The organism is Streptomyces sp. NBC_00510, assembly GCA_036013505.1.
Lineage (GTDB): Bacteria > Actinomycetota > Actinomycetes > Streptomycetales > Streptomycetaceae > Actinacidiphila.
Genome location: CP107851.1, coordinates 2,504,672 through 2,524,981 on the forward strand (window position 1 = coordinate 2,504,672; position 20,310 = coordinate 2,524,981).

Annotated in this window: 15 protein-coding genes and 1 tRNA gene; 5 read left to right on the plus strand and 11 right to left on the minus strand. The window is 67.6% G+C overall.

Annotated elements, in window-relative coordinates; all coding sequences use genetic code 11:
* Nucleotides 1-28: 28 nt before the first annotated feature.
* The 6 genes from OG937_11065 to OG937_11090 all read right to left on the minus strand — a co-directional run bounded on the left by OG937_11065 (nt 29) and on the right by OG937_11090 (nt 10,359).
* Nucleotides 29-2,290 (minus strand): M4 family metallopeptidase, encoded by a 2,262-nt coding sequence (locus OG937_11065; protein ID WUD72185.1) that lies wholly within the window; start codon nt 2,288-2,290, stop codon nt 29-31.
* 704 nt (nt 2,291-2,994) lie between these two features.
* Complete coding sequence (locus OG937_11070) at nt 2,995-5,796, minus strand: DUF5682 family protein (protein ID WUD72186.1); 2,802 nt, start codon at nt 5,794-5,796, stop codon at nt 2,995-2,997.
* Nucleotides 5,793-6,911, minus strand: coding sequence for an AAA family ATPase (locus OG937_11075; protein ID WUD72187.1), 1,119 nt, complete (start codon nt 6,909-6,911; stop codon nt 5,793-5,795). Before OG937_11075 ends, OG937_11070 begins: the two co-directional genes overlap by 4 nt.
* A 78-nt stretch (nt 6,912-6,989) precedes the next feature.
* Nucleotides 6,990-8,429 (minus strand): VWA domain-containing protein, encoded by a 1,440-nt coding sequence (locus OG937_11080; protein ID WUD72188.1) that lies wholly within the window; start codon nt 8,427-8,429, stop codon nt 6,990-6,992.
* Entirely contained in the window at nt 8,426-9,844 is a 1,419-nt protein-coding gene (locus OG937_11085; GenBank protein ID WUD72189.1) for a hypothetical protein, read from the minus strand. Before OG937_11085 ends, OG937_11080 begins: the two co-directional genes overlap by 4 nt.
* Nucleotides 9,814-10,359, minus strand: coding sequence for a hypothetical protein (locus OG937_11090; protein WUD78705.1), 546 nt, complete (start codon nt 10,357-10,359; stop codon nt 9,814-9,816). The genes OG937_11085 and OG937_11090 overlap by 31 nt, the downstream gene beginning before the upstream one ends.
* 224 nt (nt 10,360-10,583) lie before the next feature.
* Here OG937_11090 and OG937_11095 point away from each other — a divergent pair.
* Nucleotides 10,584-10,664, plus strand: a tRNA-Arg gene (locus OG937_11095).
* A gap of 340 nt (nt 10,665-11,004) precedes the next feature.
* On the opposite strand, the gene OG937_11100 is transcribed toward OG937_11095, so the two are convergent.
* The 3 genes from OG937_11100 to OG937_11110 all read right to left on the minus strand — a co-directional run bounded on the left by OG937_11100 (nt 11,005) and on the right by OG937_11110 (nt 14,016).
* On the minus strand, nt 11,005-11,853 hold the full coding sequence (locus tag OG937_11100) for an HNH endonuclease (protein ID WUD72190.1): 849 nt from the start codon (nt 11,851-11,853) through the stop codon (nt 11,005-11,007).
* Nucleotides 11,854-12,472: 619 nt separating this feature from the next.
* Complete coding sequence (locus OG937_11105) at nt 12,473-13,846, minus strand: site-specific integrase (GenBank protein ID WUD72191.1); 1,374 nt, start codon at nt 13,844-13,846, stop codon at nt 12,473-12,475.
* Complete coding sequence (locus OG937_11110) at nt 13,843-14,016, minus strand: helix-turn-helix domain-containing protein (GenBank protein ID WUD78706.1); 174 nt, start codon at nt 14,014-14,016, stop codon at nt 13,843-13,845. Before OG937_11110 ends, OG937_11105 begins: the two co-directional genes overlap by 4 nt.
* 175 nt (nt 14,017-14,191) lie before the next feature.
* On the opposite strand from OG937_11110, the gene OG937_11115 reads away from it, so the two are divergent.
* The 4 genes from OG937_11115 to OG937_11130 all read left to right on the plus strand — a co-directional run bounded on the left by OG937_11115 (nt 14,192) and on the right by OG937_11130 (nt 18,105).
* Nucleotides 14,192-15,397, plus strand: a complete 1,206-nt coding sequence (locus OG937_11115) for an IS256 family transposase (GenBank protein ID WUD78707.1) — start codon at nt 14,192-14,194, stop codon at nt 15,395-15,397.
* Between the two features lie 292 nt (nt 15,398-15,689).
* The gene (locus OG937_11120) at nt 15,690-16,559 is read left to right on the plus strand and encodes an XRE family transcriptional regulator (protein WUD72192.1); all 870 of its coding nucleotides are present in this window, start codon (nt 15,690-15,692) and stop codon (nt 16,557-16,559) included.
* Nucleotides 16,560-16,583: 24 nt separating this feature from the next.
* Nucleotides 16,584-17,753, plus strand: coding sequence for an IS630 family transposase (locus tag OG937_11125; protein ID WUD72193.1), 1,170 nt, complete (start codon nt 16,584-16,586; stop codon nt 17,751-17,753).
* 31 nt (nt 17,754-17,784) lie between these two features.
* Nucleotides 17,785-18,105: a MafI family immunity protein gene (locus tag OG937_11130; GenBank protein WUD72194.1), complete on the plus strand. Its 321-nt coding sequence runs from the start codon at nt 17,785-17,787 to the stop codon at nt 18,103-18,105.
* A 250-nt stretch (nt 18,106-18,355) separates the two neighbouring features.
* Here OG937_11130 and OG937_11135 read toward each other — a convergent pair whose 3' ends face one another.
* Together OG937_11135 and OG937_11140 are read right to left on the minus strand one after the other, a co-directional pair.
* Nucleotides 18,356-19,645, minus strand: coding sequence for a DUF3825 domain-containing protein (locus OG937_11135; GenBank protein WUD72195.1), 1,290 nt, complete (start codon nt 19,643-19,645; stop codon nt 18,356-18,358).
* A gap of 418 nt (nt 19,646-20,063) precedes the next feature.
* On the minus strand, nt 20,064-20,234 hold the full coding sequence (locus OG937_11140) for a helix-turn-helix domain-containing protein (GenBank protein WUD78708.1): 171 nt from the start codon (nt 20,232-20,234) through the stop codon (nt 20,064-20,066).
* Nucleotides 20,235-20,310 lie beyond the last annotated feature (76 nt).

The following is a 20,310-nucleotide window of genomic DNA, read 5'->3' on the forward strand; positions in this document are numbered from 1 at the left end:
GCTCTGATCCGACCGCGAGGAACGGCGGTCAGAAGGTGAGCTTCCAGCTGTTGATGTAACCGCTGTCCTGGCGGTACGCGTCCTGGACCTTCAGTTTCCAGGTGCCGTTGGCGGTCTCGCTGGAGGCGTTGACGGTGTAGGTGGCGATGACGTTGGCGGCCGAGTCGAAGCCGTCGGACTTCTTCAGCCGGTACAAGGTGCCGTCCGGGGCCACCAGGTCGATGGCAACGTCACCGCGGTAGGGGTGGACGATGTTGACGTCGATCTGCAACGTGCTCGGCGCATGGCCTGCGCGACCGGTGATGTTGACGGTGGAGTACACGGCGGCGCCGGCGTCCGGGATGGCCACGTTGGTGGTGTTCTGGAAGACGTTGCCGCCGACGGTGGAGACACCCCAGCCGAAGGTCGCCGAACCGGTGAGGTTGAAGGAGTCCTTGACCGTGACTGTCACATTGCTGAGGCCCACGCTGGTCGGTGTGCCGGAGATCAGACCGGTGCTCGCGTTGATCGACAGTCCGGCCGGCAGACCGGTGGCCGAGTAGGTCAGCGCTCCGGGGTTGTTGGTGCCGGCCTCGATCTGCAGGCTCGCGGCGGTGTTGACGACCGTGTTCTGGTCGACCGGCTTGGTGACCGTGACGCGGCCTGCGACGCCGATGGCGGCCCAGGTGTCGGCGACCGTGTTGTAGGTGGCGCTGCCGGCGCCCCACAGGTCAGCGGCAGCCTGCAGGGTTCCGGCGCGGGCGCCCGAGTAGTCGGTGGTGGAGGTGAAACGCTCGGTCAGGGCCTTGTACCAGAGCTTGGCGGCGTTGTCCCGGCCGATGCCGGGAACCGGGCGGCCGTTGGCGGTGGGGCTGTTGTAGCTGACGCCGTTGATCACCTTCGTACCGCTGCCCTCGGACAGCAGGTAGAAGAAGTGGTTCGCCGGGCCGGACGAGTAATGGACGTCGAGGTTTTTGAGGCCGGCATACCAGTTGTCGACCGATGCGCCGTCCCGCGAGGGCTTGTCCATGTAGCGCAGCGGGCTGCCGTCACCCTGAACGTCGATCTTCTCGCCGATGAGGTAGTCGCCGACGTCGCCGGCGTTGTTCGCGTAGAACTCGACCGAGGTGCCGAAGATGTCGGAGGTCGCCTCGTTGAGGCCGCCGGACTCGCCGCTGTAGATCAGACCCGCGGTGGCGGCAGTGACGCCGTGGCTCATCTCGTGGCCGGCGACGTCCAGCGTGGTCAGCGGGTGGCTGTTGTAGGGGCCGTCACCGTAGGTCATGCAGAAGCAGTCGTTGTCCCAGAACGCGTTGAAGTAGTTGTCGCCGTAGTGGGTGCGTGAGTAGGCGGCGACTCCGTCGTTGCGGATGCCGTTGCGACCCATCACGAGCTTGTAGAAGTCCCAGGTGACCTGGGCACCGTAGGCGGCGTCCACACCGGCGGTCTGGGCGTTGGAAGGCAGGCCGTCGCCCCAGGTGTCCGTGGAGTTGGTGAACAGTGTGCCGGTGCCGTCGGTTCCGCGCTTCAGGTCGTACGTCGAGTGTCCGCCACGAATGTTGTCGGTCATGCTGTACGTCGAGCCGGACAGTGTGGTCCCGATGGTGACCTCGCCGCTGTACTGGCTGTTGCCGACGCCGGTCTCGATCCCCTGGTACTCGAAGAGCTTGGCACCGGTCCTCGCATCCGTGATGACGTGCAGCCGGCTCGGCGTACCGTCGTCCTGCAGTCCGCCGACGACGGACTCCCAGGCCAGGGCCGGCGCGCCGGAAGCCGCCCAGACCACCTTGCGGGAGGTGGTGACGGCTGGGCTGGTGCCGCCCTCGGCCTTGGCGCGGCCGATCGCGAAGGTCTTGGCCGAATCGGCGGACCGGGTCGCGGTGGTGCTCGGCACGCTGATGGTCGCGTTGACGGCCTTGTCGACCCCCTTCGAGGTTCCGTCAGCCGCCGTGTGCACGACCAGGTCGCCGCCGAGGACCGGCAGGCCCGCGAAGGTGCGCTCGTAACGGGTGTGCACGGAACCGTCGGCGTCCTTGAGGACCGACTTGGGGATCAACTGCTCCCGGGCTCCCAGGTGCAGCGACCGGGCAGTGGCCGCACGGTCCGCCTGGGTAGCCTTCAGGAGCTTCGCCTGCTCCGAGGTCGAGAGCTGGACAGGAAGCGCGCCCGCTCGGGGCTGGACCCGGACGGGGTTGGCGTGCGCCTGGGGCGTGCCGGCCGTCGCGCTGCCGGATGACGCGGCGACAGTGAGCAGCGCAGCACTGGCTATGAGTGCGCCGGCGGTGACTGTGCTGCGGCGTGATCGTCTCACTCAGACTCCTACTGCGGCGACCGCTCGATGGCGGCCGGTGACAATCCGAGCAGTGGGTCTTGGTGCTGCCCGGTCAGAACTGGCGGTTTGGTGGGGATATACGGGGTCGCTGCGTCGAGGGCGGTCACAGCGTGTTGATACACCTTGTGACACCGTTGGGGTACATCCCTCAGAAATAGGCCACCAGAACGACACGTGTCACTGACCTCAGATGTCGTAACTGCGACATGTCTCAACGCCGACATGCGCCGTCTGCCACTGCCACCCTGTCGGGGTGCGGGGATTTGTCATAATTTGAGCTCTGCTCCGTGGTCGGTGGTGACGCTGAGTCCCTGCCGCGCCCACGAGGCACCACTGATGTCAACTCTTCTGCGAACTCGGTGTTTCCGGGTGACCTAAGGCGTGGGATGACGTCTGTGCGGTCCTCGACCTGCCGTGCGACCGCGGTCGCGGTGCTGAGGAGCACTTCCTCCTCGCGCGCGCCGCGGCGCCATGGGGGTGTCCACCACGGCCCGAGCAGCATAGGCGGCCGGCATGGCCGCACTGGGAACACTGACGCACCCAACCGACGTTTCCCGCCAGCCCCGGTAGTGCTCGTCGCCGCCGAGCGCCGTGACCCCAGGGCGGACGTGGTGGTCTCCGCTGGAGTGCGGTGGCGCCCGGCGACGGGGCCTGCCCGCTCACCAGGCCACACCACACCGCGGTCACGCCCCGGCCAGCAGCGCCTCCAGTGCCGCCACCGTGTCCGGGTACCGGCTGAGCAGCTCCGCGCCCTGCGAGCCCGGCTCCGCCGTTGCCCACGTGCCCTCGCAGCCCAGGAGGCGGCCCACCGCGTCGGTCGTTGCCGGGTGGGCGGCGAGCAGTGCGGCACCGCGGGCGGATTGCATGCGGGGCGCCGACATCATGGGCACGGGCTGCGGCGCGGCCTTCCATGGCGGGACCCACGCGTCCAGTGCCGCCAGTCGGCCCGGGAAGATGCGGGCCGCCTCGCGGATGAGGCGGGGGGCCAGCTCCGTGCCGCCAGAGCGGAGGCTCATGATCAAGGTGGGGAGCCACGGGAGGAGGACCTGGTCCGGCAGGCGCGCGAAGGCGTTCGAGACGGCCTCCACGACGACGTCGGCGAGGCCCGGGACCGGCTCCAGGGCGTGCAGGAGGCCGCTGAGGTAGCGCGGGTAGGCGGGGACCACCAGGGGGTTGGCGAGCAGTTCGTCGCACTTGGCGCGCAGTTCCGTGCGGGTCAAAGTTCCGAGGTGGACCTGGGCCGCCCACAGCAGGGCCGTCTTCGACGGGTCCTGTGGGTGGGACTGCGCGACGGCCAGTTCCAGCTGGGTGCGGTCGCAGCCCAGTGACAGGGCCAGGGTCTCCATGCTGAACAGGAAGCCCAGCATCGCCGCCACCTGGCGGACCGTGGCGTCGTCGTCAGTGAACGCCGTCGGTAGCAGCGTGCAGTAGTGCGCGTAGCCGGCCTTGGTGAAGGACTCGATCCACGACGGCAGCGTCGGTTCGCTGGTGCGGTAGTAGGAGAGGAGCCGTCGTACCCGGTGGAGTACTTCGGGCGCTCCGTCGACGGTGCGTTCGGCGGACAATACCTCCAGGGCGCGGGTGCCGAGTTCGTCGGCGAGGCGGCGGCTGTTCAGGTACAGGGTCGCGTCCTCGACGGCTTCCAGGACGGTTGCCGCGGTGGCCTTCGGGTCGTACGCGCGGCGGCGCAGGCGCTGTTCCAGGACCTGCTCGATGCTGACGCCCTCGTAGCCGAGCTCGATGAGGGCGCGCTGGTGCGTGCCGAGGGCCAGGTCCCAGGACTCCTGGATCGGGCGCTCGCCGAGCTTCCGCTCGCCCATGATGGGTCGGGCGGTGCCCTCGGGCATCAGGCGGCGGAGCATCCACAGGACGTCGGAGCACGGGCCGAGTTCCGGCCGGCCGGCGATGTCGAGCAGGGCGCGTTGCACTCCGCGTTGCTGGAGCTTGAGGTTCAGGGGTGCGAGCCGGTCGTGCACGTCGCGGGCTAGGGGCGGCAGCGCGTCGTAGCCGACCTGGCCGATGCGGTCGCCGCCCATCATGATCTCGACGAGCCGGCGTACGTCGCGCCGGCCGGGCACCGCGTCCTTCTCGATGCAGGTGACGGCCGCGTCCTGGAAGTCGTAAGGCGTGGGCTTGGCCCGGTCGCGCATCCCGGCCAGCAGGATCGACGTCTCGAACACGGCGATGGCGTCGGCGGTGGAGGCGAGGTAGCCGTTGCGCCGGGCGGCGCGCACGATGTCCACGGACCAGCCGAGCAGCTCGGCCTCGTCCAGCTGGTCCAGGACCGGCGGGCGCTGGAGGAACCCGGTCAGCTGGTCGGCGGGTACAGCCTGAGGGGCGGGTGCCGGGGTCTTGGCGGGCGTCGTCTTCTTCGCGCCTGCCTGTCCCGTCAGGCGGTACGGCTTGACTCGGGTCCGCTTGAGGTTCTTCGTCCACTGCGTCGCGGCGATCGACACCGAGCCCGCGGCGAGGCCGAACTGCGCCTCGATCGCCGCGTGGCTGGACGGGATCAGGCCGTGCAGCCACTTGGTGGCGCTGCGCGGCGTGATCTCAAAGGTGTCGGCGCCGTCCACGCCGAACTCGGCGACCTGGCTGGCGGCGTGGAAGGCGCCGCAGACGTAGAGGCAGTCCGCCGGGTCGGCGTTGGTCGCGGCCAGGTGCTCGCGCATCCGGGTCCACATGTGGCGCTCCCGGTCCTCGTCCACACGCACCCGGTGCGGGTCGCCGGGGGCGAGGCGCCGGAAGAGGCTGCCGATGAGGAACATGACCTGGCGGTACGTGTCGTGGTCGGCGTCGCCGAGCGGCAGCTCCACGTACTGGTGCCACCACTCCGACCAGTGCCGCACCCGGCCGTGGCGCAGGAGGTGCTCCTCCAGCTCGGCGAAGCGCGGCCGTAGATCGCCGATCTCGACGCCGACCGCGTCGCCGTGGAGCGCGGCCTCCTCCTCGGCGGGCGGCGCGTCCGGGTCGTCCGGCGTGTCGGGCTGCTCGGCGCGGGCGTCCCACTGGAAGACGTGGTCGGAGGAGCGGTCGACCAGGACGAGTTCCACGCCCGGGGTGTCCAGCGCGTAGGCGATGGCCTGGTACTCCGCCGAGGCCTCGGTGATCGGGGCGACCACCGACAGCGGGGCCCAGTCGGCGGGGAAGCCGTCGGCCTCGCTCGCATACGCCTGGACCGCCACCGGCAGCCGGCAGTTCCGCAGCTCGGTGAGGAGCGGCGTCATGTCCTCGCACAGCTCCAGGTACACGACCTTGGGCTGCTTCTCGCGCAGGCGGCGCGCCATGGCGACCGCCGAGGCGGGCGAGTGGTGGCAGACGGGGAAGACCTCCAGCGGCTCGCGCACCGCGCGGTCGACGTCGTCGACCATGCCCAGGAGGATGCCCTCCAGGGCGTCGGGCCCGTCGGCGAACGTCGTGGCCGCTTCGCGGAGCTGGCTGCGCAGCGCCTCGAAAGTGCCCTCGTCGGGGCTCTGGGTGGCGCTCATGAGAGCGTGGCGATCGCGTCGCGGCCGCCCTCCAGGAACTCCGGCCAAGCGCCGCCCTCGTCCTTGCTGCGCGGCTCGACGACACCGTGCAGGTACTTGTTGAGGATCGCCAGGTCCTCGGGCTCGCGCCGGGCCAGCGACCCGACGAGCGAGGACGCGAGGGCGCGGGCGGTCAGGGCGCGTTCGCCGAAGAAGTTGCTGTGCAGGATGGAGTCCTCCAGCACGCCGATCTGCTCGGCGGTGGACAGCGCCGACTCCAGCTTCTCGTCGTCGCTGCCGGCCGCGGCCGCCGAGGCGCGCAGGTCGGCGAAGCTCTGCAGCAGCACGTCGAGCAGGGTCGGCGGCACGTCGAGCTCTATCTGGTGGCGGCGCAGCAGCTCCTCGGTGCGGAAGCGGACGATCTCCGCCTCGCTCTTCTTGTTCGTCACGACGGGGATGCGGACGAAGTTGAAGCGGCGCTTGAGCGCGGAGGACAGGTCGTTGACCCCGCGGTCGCGGCTGTTGGCGGTGGCGATGATGGAGAAGCCGGGCTTGGCGAAGACGATGTTGTCGCTGTCGCCGTCCAGTTCAGGGACGGAGATGTACTTCTCGGAGAGGATGGAGATCAGGGCGTCCTGGACGTCGCTGGTGGAGCGGGTGAGCTCCTCGAAGCGGCCGATGGCGCCGGTCTCCATGGCGGTCATGATCGGCGAGGGGATCATCGACTCCCGTGACTGGCCCTTGGCGATGACCATGGACACGTTCCAGGAGTACTTGATGTGGTCCTCGGTGGTGCCGGCGGTGCCCTGGACGACGAGGGTGGAGTTGCGGGAGATCGCGGCGGAGAGCAGTTCGGCGAGCCAGCTCTTGCCGGTGCCGGGGTCGCCGATGAGCAGCAGGCCGCGGTCGGAGGCGAGGGTGACGACGGAGCGCTCGACGAAGCTACGGTCGCCGAACCACTTCTGTGCGATCTCGCGGTCCAGGCCGTCGGAGGGCTCGGAGCCCAGGATGAACAGGCGGACCATCTTGGGCGACAGGCGCCAGGAGAAGGGCTTGGGGTTGTCGTCGACCGACTCCAGCCAGTCCAGTTCCTCGGCGTACTTGGTCTCGGCGGGGGCGCGCAACAGGTCGGACATGAGGGGCCTTTCGGGCGTGGTGGGGTTGTTCGGGTTACCTGGGTTGCCTTGCGGTGTCTTTGACTGCCCGGGGGGTGCTCAGGCGAGGAAGGTCTTGAGCTCGTGGACGAGCTTGCGTATGTGGCCGGAGAGCACCGGGGTGCCGAGGTCCTTGAAGCGCTCCCGGAACCACGGGTTGACGCTGCCGCGGCCGGAGCTGGTCACCGACCCGACGGGGATGAACTTGACCCCCGAGCGGTGGAGGGCGGCCATGCTCTCGAACAGCGGCTCGGTCCGCCATTCGTAGAAGTCGGAGATCCACACGACGACGGTGTTGCGGGGCTCGGCGACCTTCGGCTGTGCGAGCGCCATGGCGACCGTGCCGTCGGTGCCGCCGCCGAGCTGGGTGCGCAGCAGGGTCTCGAAGGGGTCGTGGACCCAGGGCGTGAGGTCGAGCGCCTGCGTGTCGTACGCGATGAGGTGGACGTCCACCTTCGGCAGCCCGGCGAAGATCGAGGCCAGGATGGTGCAGTTCACCATGGAGTCGACCATCGAACCCGATTGGTCCACGACGACGATCAGCCGCTGGGGCGTCGTCTTGCGGGCGGTGTGCCGGTAGTAGAGGCGGTCGACGTAGAGCCGCTGCTCCTCGGGGCTCCAGTTGGTGAGGTTCTTCCAGATCGTGCGGTCGAGGTCGAGGTTGCGGAACACCCGCTTGGGCGGGATGGAGCGGTCGAGGGTGCCGACCGAGGCCTTCTCAACCTGCGTGCGCAGTACTTCGGCGACCTCGTCGACGAAGCGGCGGATCAGGGACTTGGCGTTGGCCAGGGCGACGCCCGAGAGGTTGTTCTTGTCCCGCAGCAGCTGCTCGATCAGCGACATGCTCGGGGTCAGCTGCGCGGCGAGCTTGGGGTCGGCCAGGACTTCGCGCAGATGCATCCGCTTGACCAGGTCGGCCTCGATGGAGCCGAGTTCGGGGCCGATCGCCGGGATCAGCCGGCTGAGGTCGGGGGTGGTGCCCCCGCCGCCGGTGCCGGTCGGGCTGACGCCGCGTCCTGCCGCCCGTCCCCCGGCGCGGCCGCCCCGCAGCTCGCCGGGGCGGCAGCCGAGCGCGCGCTCCAGCCAGCCCGCGTCGGACTGCCAGCGCGCCAGCTGCCCGGCGGTGACCGTTCCGGAGCCGGAGGCGAAGACGTTGAGCAGCACCTTCGACACCAGTGCGGCGCGACGGACTTCGGCGGCCCGGTCGCGTGCGCCGTCCTCAGGGTCGGGTTCGGGGGTCATCAGGCCGTCGAGCTCAGCGGCCAGCTCCGGGTGGCGCTGCACGATGGAGTCGACGGAGGTCTGCGGGTCCAGCAGCGCGGGCGGCAGGCCGATGTCCTCGACGACGGCGAGGCTCGCCGATTCCAGGGTGGCCTGTTCCTCGGGGTCGAAGAGCCGGGCCAGCAGGCGCCAGTACAGGACCTGGCGGCGGTTGTCGTACGGGTCGGCGACGGGAGGCCCGTCCGTACCTTCGGTGTGCCCGGTGATCTGTTCGGTCATTTCCTCAGCAGCCTTCCGGCGCGTTCCCGCAGCACGGCCACCGCGTCGATGGCGGCCTTCTCGGCCTTGACGCCGTTCTTGTCGGTCGTCCCGCCCGCCCATGCCCCGGCGTGGACGGCGACGGCCTTCTTCCGCACCGTCGTCTCGACGGCCAGCGGCTGCACCCGGTACGTCCCCTCGTCCCAGCGGAGCAGCCCGATGCAGGCACCCGACGCCGCGACCGCCTCGGGGGTGAGCGGCCCGGCGGCCGGAACGCGGTCGGTGTCGACGGCGAGGGACTGCCCGGCAACGGTGAACGTCACCACGCCGTCCTCGATCCCGGCGGCGTAACCCTCCAGGAACACAGGTACGGCGATGCGCGCCGGGTGGCGGTCCAGGGGCGCGACGGCCGGGTCGGCGGCGGTGGGCAGTACGACGCGGGCGGCGGCGAAGGCGTCGGCGGGCTCGCCCGCTTGGGCGTGCGTGTCGTTCCAGAGCAGATCGCCCTCGGCGGTGACCGGCATGCCGGTGAGGTCCATGGAGCGGCCCTCGCTGACGGCGGCCAGCAGCGACATGTGCGGGCGGAGCAGTTGCCAGAGTCCGGCGCCGACGACGGAGTCGGGCTTGGGCGCGGACACGCTCGCGCGCACCAGGCGGGGTGTGGTGCCGTCCGCGGGTTCGAGCACGGCGTGGACCTGGGCCTGTACGGCGGTCGCGTGCTCCTGGAGGTCGACGCCGAGGGGCAGCAGGCGGCCGGTCGCCGTGTCGGGGGCGGGGGCACCGGCGGCGCCGAGCAGCGTCAGCAGCATGCCGCGCGACCACAGGTCGGCCCAGCGGCGTACGGGGAACCGCTCCATGGTGGCGCCGGGGCAGGAGGCGGCGAGTTCGGCGGCGAAGCCGTCGAGGAGCGTGGCCAGGCGGCGCAGTGACGGGTCGGGCAGCATCGCGGAGACGATCTGCGCCGCACCCGACACCAGGTCGTGGTCGAGGCCCTGCCAGCCGGAGCGGGCCAGGTCGGACAGCCAGGACCTGGCGGCGGCCAGCAGGTTCGGCGCCTGGCCGCCCTCGGGCTGCGGGGCGTCCTCTTCGGAGCGGGTCCGGCCGGTCGCCTCCTGGATCCGGGCCGTCAGCGCGTCGTGGACGGAGCCGAGCAGCGCGGTGCGGGCGGCGGCGAGGACGACGAGGTGGTCCTCGCTCGCGGCTCCGGCCGCCGCCTTCTCGGCCGCCTCGGCGACCCTCGCGGCCAGCGGGGTTCCCGCGACGGCGTGGACGAGTTCCGTCAGGCCGGCGGCCTGGGCGGGCTGCGGACGCAGCAGTCCGGTGACGAGCGTCGTATCGAAGGCGTCGACAGCCGCCAGGGCCTCGTCGAGCCCGGGGACGGCTTCCGCGAGCAGGTCGTAGCGCATCAGGCCACCGCCCTGGTCGGCGGGAACCACTGCATCTCCGGCAGCGGGGCCGTGGTGGCGGCGAGCTCCAGGTAGGCGAGGTGGCGCAGGAACCGGCTGAAGACCGGCGCCGCGGCCTGCTTGTCCCCCGGCGACGGGCGGGCGCTCGTCATGGCGGCCGTGAGGGTCTGCGCGTCCGGCTCGCCGCTCGCGGTCTCCGCCTTGACGTAGCGGGAGACGCGCTCGGCGCCGTACTGCAGCACGGCCTCGACGATCAGGGCCCGTATGTGGTTGCAGAAGCCGCCGCGTGCGCCGCCGCAGGGCCGGTTGTTGTTGGTGCTGCAGGTGTAGGCGTAGGTGCCGGCGGCGACCGACGAGACGTAGACCCGCTCGATGTCCGAGCCGCTGGACACCACGCCCTGCAGTCGTCCGTCGGCCAGTTCGACGAACGGTACCTTGGCGAGCTTGCGCGGCCGGGCGGGTGCCGTCACCCGGGCCGTGCTCGACCTCTCCCAATCTGACAACGCGCCATCTCCTGTGCAGCATGGGGGTATTCCGCGCCACATCGGCGGGACGTCAATGAACATATCCGCGATCACTGACAACGCCGTCTGGCTATGCACAGCCCAAGGTCAGGGGCACTGAGAAGGGCACGGGGCGACCTCCGAGAACACCGCTTCACGGCCCTCCCGGCGGTCGGTATGCCGGAAGGACCACCGGGCGTCCCGGCGGACACCGCGTCACCGCGGTGAGGCGAGCCCAGCGCGCTCCGGAAGCGGGGCGGCGAAGCGCCAGCCGCGGGCGAGCAGCGCGTCGACGGCGGTCACGGCCTCCGGAGCCGTGTGCGCAGGTTCGAATCCTGCCGGGGGCACCTTGTGAGAGGTGCCAAAAGACCCCGCCACCAGCCAAAACGCTGGACGCGGGGTCTTCGCGTATGCGCAGCCGTACGCCGCCGGAAGCGGGTCTAGGACGGGGTCTGTGGACAGTACGTGGACAGGATCTTGAAGCATCAGCCCAGGTCAGCCCCGAAAAACGGCGAAGGCCCTCGGACAGGTCCAAGGGCCAGGATCGCAGAAGTCCGCGGATCGTCACTCGCGCTCGCGCCACAGCGCTCCGAGAAACCAGTCGAAGCACCCCGCGCATCGGGTCAGCTCCACCAGATCAACGCCCGCGGTCACCGATGCGGTCAGCATCAAGCGCCGAAGGGCCTTTCATCCCCCAGCCAGGTTGTTGAGTTCGCACAACGTGCGGTGGTAGCGCAGGTGAGTCTCGTCGATTCGGTGATCGGCGTGCCGGCGAAGATGCCGCAATTGCTCGCCCCCATGGGTCCGCCGCACGACGCCGTCCGCATCGATGTAAATCTCCAGGCCGTCGAAGAGGACATGGTGATTGGGGCATAGGCAAAGCAGGTTGGACAACTCGTCCGGGCCGTCATGGGGAGAGCCCAGGCCGCGGATGTGGGCAGCCTCGCTGTAGGGCCTGCGCTTGTACTGCAGGCGGGTGTCACACACCTGGCACGCGTGGTTGTGCAGGTGCTTGACCTGTGCTGCGACCGCCACATTGCGAATCAACCGGGACGAGGTGGACTCCCGCCGTCCAGTGGGCCCCGTCGCGGTCTCTTGGTCGACAGCCCCTTGGGCACGGCTGTCCTCGGTCTGATCGAGCAAGCCGTCAGCCGTCGTATAGCCGGCAAGGCCCGCTCGGCTGAGCACCTCACGTTGATCGACATCATCCAGGTAGGCGCCGCAAAGCTTGATCACGGCTTCCAGACGAGTCAGAGGGTCACTCAGCAATTCGGCAGCTTGATAGGTGAGGCCCGCGACCGGTTGGACTGCGTTGAAGACCCCAACCTGGGGCATGGAGCCGGCATCGCTCGGTACGCCGTGCACCTCCCACAGGCCGCTGCCTCGCAGGTGCCAGAACGGATACTCCGGGGTGACCTTGGAACCGGGGCGACCGAATTCTGCTAGAAGTGCCCCAGCCTCCGTACGAAAGCAAGACCACGGAGCCAGGCGCGGCTTGCCCGCCGTGATCCGGGAGATCGCCCACAGCAGAGCCAACGGCTGATGACGACTGGGAGCTCCATTCTCCGGATTACGGTGTGTGTTGAGGGAGCCGATCCGACCCAGCAAATCCGTCGAGGTAAGTTCCGCAGGTGAGGCTGGCGGCGTTGCCAAAGCAGGGGTATGAGCCTGTCGGCGCCCCTCCGGGACCAGTTGGGCAGTCTGGTCACTGTCCACCTGTGCCCCGTCCACGGAAACGGTGCCGTCGTCCACGGTAAAGCCCAGTGCCCGCAGACGGTGTGCCACTGTGCGCGCACCGCCGCTGAAGTCACCAGCTGACAGCAAGCTGCCTACGGAGTACAGGTGTGCTACGCCCGCTATGGCCTTCGAGTCATAGCGGCCCCCCTCATAGACCAGCTCATACGTCCTCGCCTGACCGAAGTGGTGCTGGTTACGGAAGGCCTCTCGCCCGAGGTGTTGGCACTCCCCAACGGCGGCCAGCACTCCTGCACGCGTCAAATCCCCAAGTCCCATGGTGAAGAGGCTAATAGGGGGCAACGACAGCAGCTCATCTACTTCGAACCGCCAGCGCCTGTTGTCCTCCGCGGTTGAAGCGAACCCAGAAACGGCGAGCCCCTGGACAGGTAGCAATGGGTCCAGCTCGATTCGAGGCGCGTCACTCGTACTCGCGCAACAGGTCGTCGATGCGGCGGTTCGCAACCTCTTGCCGGCCGTCGATGCACTTGGCGTAACGGCTGAGTAGTACCTCAACGCTGTTGCCCGCCCGTTCGGCAACCTCAGTGGCGTCTACGCCAGCGTTCAGCCAGGTCGAAAGCGCCGAGTGCCGTAGGTCGTAGGGACGCCGGGCGAGCGGTGAGGCGGCCACAGCCGGCAGCAGCGCCAGTAGCCGAGCCTCCTGCCAGGCCCGGTAGTAGGAGGACGAGGAGACCACTCCCCCGCCCTCGCTGAAGAACAGGCGCCCGTCGCTGGCCGTGCCGAAGGCGTCGAGGTGTTCCCGGAAGATGGCCACCAGCTGCGGAGGAATCGGCACCCTCCGCACGTCCTCGGCCGGCCGGTTCTTCAGCCCGCGGTCGTCATGGCTCTCCCCCGAGTCGGTCCACTGCTTCCCCACGCTGGGACGGGTGCGGTGCAGCAGGACGGAACCCCATCCGGCGGCGGGCAGAGTCAGATCAGTGTCGGCCAGGCCGACGGCTTCGGCCGGGCGCAAGCCGCCGAAGTACATGGCTGCGAACAGTCCGACCAGGCGCCGGCCACGAGCGCGGCGGTAGCCGCCGACGTAGGAAACGGCGCACAGCAGGGCCCGGGCTTGATGAGGGTTGGCGACGACCCGAGGATCTACCTCGCTGGAGACCTTGGGTTTTTGCCACCGCACGCCAGCGAGCGGATTTTCGGGAAACTCGCCCAGGTCGACCGCGTAATGCATGGCGTTGACGAGCGTCCGTCGCTTCCGGCGCACGGTCTCGGCGGCCGCGGCGGTACCGTCCAATTTGAGCTTGAGGGAATCGAGCACGGCACGTCCGATAACCGGGTCTCCCAGATCGGCCAGCGGGCGTGACGCCTTGGATACCCAGTGCAGCGCGCTGGCGATCTCCGGAGGCAGTTCCCGATCACTCGGCCCCGGCAGGACGAAAGCCCAGTTCCGCAGAGCCTTGCGGACCAGTTCTTCCGGCGGCCGGCCGAGACGGTCATCCAGGAGAGCCAAGGTGACCGATGCCAGTGATTCATTGATCCCGACACGCGTGTTCGGCGCGGCGTGCGGCCACTTCATGGCCAGGTACTTGAGCGCGAAGTCGTACCAGGTCAGCGTGGCTTTCTTCTCAGCCATGGACTCAGGGAGACCGCTGCCGGAGTCGAACTCTTCTCCGTCGTGGGCCGCCCGCAGGATCTTCGAGCGGAAATTGTCGGCGAGTCCTTTGGTCCGGAACGTGTCGGAGAAGACCTGGCCACCCACAGACCAGCGCACGTTGTAGGAGGGTGTCTTGGTGTTCCGCTTACGGACAGCCCACAACTTCACGTCGAGAGACTTCACGCGGCCGTCCCCTCCAGCCGGCGCAGCCACGCCATGAAGTCGCTTCGCCACACCCGAAGCTCTCCATTGGGCAGCTTGAAGGCGTCCGGACCCTGCCCCAGTTCACGCCAGCGGTAGAAGGTACGACGCGAGACGCCCCCCAACTCGGCAAGGATCTGCGGAACGGTCATCAATTCGTCTTTCACGCTGCGGCTCCTTCCAGGGCGAATTGGTCGCGCAGGGCCTCGCGGGGGAGTGTCTAATAAACGGCGGATCTGTTGATCATGGAGACGCCAAGTGAGTGAGATGACGATCGAGCACGAGTCCGTGGCTGATCCGGCCACGTCGGACGAGCAGTTGATCGCGATGCTGGTCGACCGGGCTCGGAGCGAGGGCCTGCAGCTGACGGGCGAGGGCGGACTGCTGCAGCAGTTGACCAAGAGGGTGCTGGAGTCTGCCCTGGAAGGCGAGATCACGGACCACCTCGGTTACGAGAAGCACGACGCGGCCGGCCGGAACACCGGCAACAGCCGCAACGGGACCCGGTCCAAGACCGTGCTGACCGATGTCGGGCCGGTCGAGGTCAGGGTGCCCCGTGACGTGGAGGGCAGCTTCGAGCCGCAGATCGTGCGCAAGCGGCAGCGGCGGCTGACCGGGGTGGACGAGATGGTGTTGTCGCTGTCGGCGAAAGGCCTCACCCACGGGGAAATCTCCGCGCACCTGGCCGAGGTCTACGGCGCCGAGGTCTCCAAGCAGACGATCTCCACGATCACCGACCAGGTGATGGAGGGCATGGCCGAATGGTCCAACCGGCCGCTCGACCGCGTCTATCCGGTCTTGTTCGTGGACGCCATCAACGTCAAGGTCAGAGACGGCAAGGTCGCGAACCGGCCCATCTACGTCGTCATGGCCGTCACGACCGAGGGCCACCGCGACATCCTCGGAATCTGGGCCGGCGACGGCGGCGAGGGTGCGAAGTACTGGCTGCAGGTGTTCACCGAGCTGAAGAACCGCGGCCTGGAGGACGCGCTGATGCTGGTCTGCGACGGGCTGAACGGCCTTCCTGACGCGGTCGAGGCGGTCTGGCCCCGAACAATTGTTCAAACGTGCATCGTGCACCTCCTGCGCAACAGCTTCCGATACGCGGCCCGCCAGGACTGGGACAAGATCGCCAAGGCGCTGAAGCCCGTCTACACGGCGCCGAGCGAGAGCGCGGCAACGGAACGCTTCGGAGAGTTTCAGGACGCCTGGGGCAGAAAGTACCCGGCGATCGTCCAACTGTGGGAGAACGCCTGGGCCGAGTTCGTGCCCTTCCTCTCCTTCGACGTCGAGATCCGCACGGTCATCTGCTCGACGAACGCCATCGAGTCCGTCAACGCGCGGATACGCAAAGCTGTCCGAGCCCGCGGGCACTTCCCCAACGAAGCCGCAGCCTTGAAGTGTGTCTACATGGCACTGATGAGCCTTGACCCGACCGGCAAGGGTCGCAAGCGCTGGACCATGCGCTGGAAAGCACCATTGAACGCCTTCCAGATCGCCTTCGAGGGCCGGCTCACCCCGACCAACAACTGAACCCTCAACAACCAAGATCAGCCGTTAAATTGACACACCCCATGGGCGCGACGCATCGCCGCAGAACGGGAAGCACGGCAGTGGTCGCAAACAGAAGCTGTTGCAGCCCTACGGGCCCACGCGCCGAAGCCTCTGCCCGAGGGTGCCAGCATGATCCGCCAGTGGAAGCGCTGGGAGTCCGGCGAAGTCATGCCGAGCGACTTCTACCAGCCGATCATCGCCGACACCTTCGGCACCGTTACCCACGCGATCTTCCCCGCGACAGGCCGGCGAGATCGCAGCAGCCAGCGGCATGGAAACGCTGGACATTCTCAGCCGGCTGCAAGCCTCAGACGTCGACAACGCGACGCTCGATGCGCTCCGTATCACCGCTGACCGGCTGTGCTCGGAATATCCGCACCTTCCCAGTGACCAACTCGCTATCGAGGGCCGCCAGTGGCTTCGTCGCATCGCCGGGCTTCAGTCCCAGCGCCTCACACTCGCCCAACACCGCGAGGTTCTGGCGCTGTCCGGTTGGCTGGCTCTGCTCGTCGGGTGCGTCGAGTACGACATGGGCGACCGGGCTGCCGCGGAGAGTACACGCCGAGCGGCACTATCTCTGGCGCAAGAAGCCGAGAACGCCGAGATCGCTGGCTGGGCCCACGAGATGCGCGCCTGGTTTGCCCTCACCACGGGCGACTACCGCGGCATCCTCGCCGCATCGCAGGCAGGCACCGAGGCAGCGCCTACGAAGGGCGTCGCCGTCCAGCTCGCGGCGCACGAGGCCAAGGCGTGGGCCCGACTCGGTGACCGCCGGCAGACCGAGGTAGCGCTCGACCGAGGGCGCAAGCTGCTCGAAGGTATGGCGTACCCCGAAAACTTGGATCACCACTTCGTTGTCGATCCAGCGAAGTTCGACTTCTACGCCATGGACTGCTACCGCCTCTTGGGCGAGGATCGCTTCGCCGAGACGCTCGCCCATGAAGTGATTCGTGCCGGAACCGACTTCGACGGCGCGGAGCGTGCACCCATGCGCATGGCCGAAGCCCGGGTCACCCTCGGCGTCGTCGCCGCACGGCAAGGCGACCTCGAGCAAGCCGTCCAGTACGGCGAATGGGCTCTCAGAAGCGAACGTCAGTCCCTCCCGTCATTGCTCATGGTCAGCCGCGAGCTAGTGCTCTGACCGGGAAGGTTCGCCGGGTTGGTGATGGCGGCGGTTGGATGTGCGGTGACGTCCGATCCAACTGCTGGAGGTGCGGTGGCTGAGCCTGTGCGGGTGCGCAGACTGACCGATCAGGAGGGGCAGAAGCTGCAGCAGATCGTGCGCCGGGGCAGCACCAGTTCGGTGCGCTACCGACGCGCGATGATGCTGCTGGCTTCGGCGGGCGGGAACCGGGTGCCAGTGATTGCGCAGCTGGTGCAGGCCGACGAGGACACCGTCCGGGAGGTGATCCACCGGTTCAACGAGAGCGGCCTGGCCTGCCTGGACCCTCGCTGGGCGGGAGGCCGTCCCCGCCTGCTCAGTCCTGACGACGAGGACTTCGTCGTCCAGACGGCCATCACTCGCCCGACCAAGCTCGGCCAGCCCTTCACCCGCTGGTCCATCCGCAAACTCGCCGCCTACCTGCGGAAAGTTCAAGGCCGCGTCATCTGCATCGGCCGCGAGGCGTTACGTTGCCTACTCGCTCGCCGCGGCGTCACCTTCCAGCGCACCAAGACGTGGAAGGAGTCCCCGGACCCCGAGCGCGACACCAAGCTCGACCGCATCGAACACGTCCTGGACCGCTTCCCCGACCGGGTCTTCGCGTTCGATGAGTTCGGCCCGCTCGGCATCCGACCCACCGCCGGCCTGTCCTGGGCCCCTGCCGGTCATCCTGAACGGCACCCTGCCACCTACCACCGCACCCACGGCGTCCGATACTTCCACGGCTGCTACTCCGTCGGCGACGACACCCTCTGGGGCGTCAGCCGCCGCAGGAAGGGAGCTGGCAACACACTGGCCGCACTCAGGTCGATCCGCGCTGCCCGCCCGGACGGCGCCCCGATCTACGTCATCTTGGACAACCTCTCCGCCCACAAAGGCGACAAGATCCGGCGCTGGGCGAAGAAGAACCGGGTCGAGCTGTGCTTCACCCCGACCTACGCGTCCTGGGCCAACCCGATCGAGGCCCACTTCGGGCCGCTACGACAGTTCACCGTCGCCAACTCCCACCACCGCAACCACACCGTCCAGACCCGGGCCCTGCACGCCTACCTGCGCTGGCGCAACAAAAATGCCCGTCACCCCGACGTCCTCGCCGCCCAGCGGAAGGAGCGTGCTCGCATCCGCAGCGAGAAGGGCCTGCGCTGGGGCGGACGACCAGCGAAAGTCGCGTGACCTCGATCAGGGCACCAGCAACACTGGCGCCATGACCGATGATCGCAAGGCTCTGCAGGCCAGCTGGAATCAGACCCGTGACCACCTCGACGCCGCCCGAGCCCACCTCACACGCCTGCCGGACATCGATCTCTCAGCGACGCTGGAGTTCCTGGAGCACAACGAACTGGCACTCGCCTTCGACTGCCTGGTCGATCTCGGTCACGACCTCGACCTTCCACTCAGTTTCTGGCAGCACCTGGACCGAGCGGCTCGTGAAATGCGGCTCTACAGCGATGCACTGCACGTGCCTCACCTCACGGCTGCCGACTTCTGCCGCCGTCACCTCGCCGCTGCCTCCGAGCAGGAATGATCCGCCAACCCGGCGAACCTTCCCGGTCAGAGCACTAGCCACCATCGTGAACCGAGACTTCAGCAACGCGGCAACGGGCAAGGAGTACCTCGAGCATCTAAACGTACTGAGTCGCGTCAGTTAGTCTCCCTGTTTCGCTTCGGATAGTTGAGCTGACCTGGTCGCGGTGGACCAGTGGACGCCGGTCAGGCGAAACAGGGAGGTCAGCAGGCTAGTGTAGAACTCGAAGCAGCATACGCCGTGGTATGGGTTAGTCGAGTGCCTCGTCTACATTTTCGACATTCTCAGGCGCAAGCGCCACAGGCTCTCCCGCGTCTCGGTCGGGTCGCAGCCACTCAGTGTCCGGTCTCGTCAGCAGTCGCGCATTGGAGTAAGCCATGTCAACCGTGAGTACCGTAGCCCCGTAATAGACACCATTGATCTTATCGACGGTAAGCGCAAGATCGACGCGGTTCGCCCGCACCAGACAAAGCGGCAACAGCAACTGCAGGCGTCCAGCCCCACCCTTGTGTCGGTAGAAGACGGGGATGGCTGTCTTGTAATTCCGAGCGACCCGCCGTTTCAGTGGCTCTGCTTGCGAGTTAATGGCATTGATGAAGGCATAAGGATTGTCGATCAGCTCTTTCGGAGCTCGCGCTAGCCGCTCCTCCACATGGTCGATTGCGATCTTCAGATCGAGCCGATCATCGAAGAGAAGTTCGGTAGGGTCGTCGAAATACCGAGCCAACGGTGGTTCGTCGGCCCCGAAGATCTGCAGCATCTTTCGCCCCTCAGACAGGAACTCATCCAACTGGAAGCGCCCAGGCTGATGCGGCTGCTCGCTAAACACAGCGAAAATCTGCTTCTGATTTTGAGTGACTAGTCCAGTGTTGAATCCGACCGTTCGCCGGCCCTTGTGCTCGACCTCCACCAACTTCCCCGTTTCCTGCAGTCGCAGAAACGTGTACCGGACATAATTGGCCAGCACCGCCAGGGGTGTTGAGGACTGCGTATAGCGGTAGTTCCAGTCTTCAGGCTCGGCAAGGGCTGCTAGGTCCCTAGTCCACGTATGAGGCAGGGCAGCGAAGTCGCTCCACGCATCGCCTGTCGGCTCAAAGCCAATTATTTCAATGTCCTTGCCACACTCGCCACGCGTCGACATTCCGATTTCGAACCGGACCCTCGTGCCACGTCCGGGAAGCTCCCGAGAAGACCGAAAATCCGTATGATGGAGATATAGTCCGTTAGGGAACTCGTCACACGCGGCAAAACCGTACCCTTTGTCCCATTTCCACGTGCTAATCGTTCCTTCAATTCGCTTGCCCGTAAAATCCCGTTGTGACGCCACTGTCGGGATATCCAACAAGCGCACCCCGCGGGCCTGGCGCTTGCCCTCCGGAGTGAGGAATAGCTCGAACGAAACGCGTGAGCCCGGAGCGACTTCCTTCTGCTCAAGCGGCGAAGTCAGCTGAGAGAAGTGCAGAAATACATCTTCTTCCCCGTCGACCGCTATGAAGGTGAACCCACCTTGGGCCCAAGGTCGCTTGATGATGCCCTGCATGTGACCTCCTCAAGTGATGTGACGAGTGGTCAGTTTACCCTCCGCGCAGGCCGTTCCGCTGAGATGTTTCGCAGAACCTCCACCCGAAGCGCCAGGGATCGGACGCGTTCACCGAGCCGCGCAGGAATTCCAGTCAGGTACCGCGCCTGCCCTGTGCTGTGAGAGGGCTCCACCTCGGCGGCATACTGCTTCAAGGACAACAACCGTCAAGTTTGGGAGGAATCCGGCGCGAAGACCGCTGTCGACCGGGAGCGGGCACTATCGCTAACGGAGGCCACCTGGGCATGGGCCTGGTCATCCCACATCGCCGAAAGTCCAGACAGAGCGAAGTAACGAGAGCAGAACGTCTCCCAACACCAGGTCCACGCCCGCATCGAGCACGTCTTCGCCCGTATGAAGTCCTGTGGGTTCTGCGCAACTATCGACGCAAGGTTGAGGAGGGTGAGCCCATCCCCGGCAGGCCGGCCTGCTCGTACCTGCACACCCACGCATGCACCGACTGCCGGGAGACCTGGTGACGCACCGCGGCCTCGACCACCGCGGCACCCGCGGCCACCTCCATGACCGCGTGATACCGCTGCTCGACCACGCTCAACTCCACCAGCACGGCCCCGGCCCTCCCCGCACGCGCGAATCAGACGCATACAGCCAAGCCGAGGCAAGCG

What these genes read in the sequence shown, in the direction of transcription:
- OG937_11070 (WUD72186.1), bottom strand. Translation starts at nt 5,796, where the DNA reads ATGAGCGCCACCCAGAGCCCCGACGAGGGCACTTTCGAGGCGCTGCGC.
- OG937_11075 (WUD72187.1), bottom strand. Translation starts at nt 6,911, where the DNA reads ATGTCCGACCTGTTGCGCGCCCCCGCCGAGACCAAGTACGCCGAGGAA.
- OG937_11080 (WUD72188.1), bottom strand. Translation starts at nt 8,429, where the DNA reads ATGACCGAACAGATCACCGGGCACACCGAAGGTACGGACGGGCCTCCC.
- OG937_11090 (WUD78705.1), bottom strand. Translation starts at nt 10,359, where the DNA reads ATGTGGCGCGGAATACCCCCATGCTGCACAGGAGATGGCGCGTTGTCA.
- OG937_11110 (WUD78706.1), bottom strand. Translation starts at nt 14,016, where the DNA reads ATGACCGTTCCGCAGATCCTTGCCGAGTTGGGGGGCGTCTCGCGTCGT.
- OG937_11115 (WUD78707.1), top strand. Translation starts at nt 14,192, where the DNA reads ATGCTGGTCGACCGGGCTCGGAGCGAGGGCCTGCAGCTGACGGGCGAG.
- OG937_11120 (WUD72192.1), top strand. Translation starts at nt 15,690, where the DNA reads ATGGAAACGCTGGACATTCTCAGCCGGCTGCAAGCCTCAGACGTCGAC.
- OG937_11125 (WUD72193.1), top strand. Translation starts at nt 16,584, where the DNA reads ATGGCGGCGGTTGGATGTGCGGTGACGTCCGATCCAACTGCTGGAGGT.
- OG937_11130 (WUD72194.1), top strand. Translation starts at nt 17,785, where the DNA reads ATGACCGATGATCGCAAGGCTCTGCAGGCCAGCTGGAATCAGACCCGT.
- OG937_11135 (WUD72195.1), bottom strand. Translation starts at nt 19,645, where the DNA reads ATGCAGGGCATCATCAAGCGACCTTGGGCCCAAGGTGGGTTCACCTTC.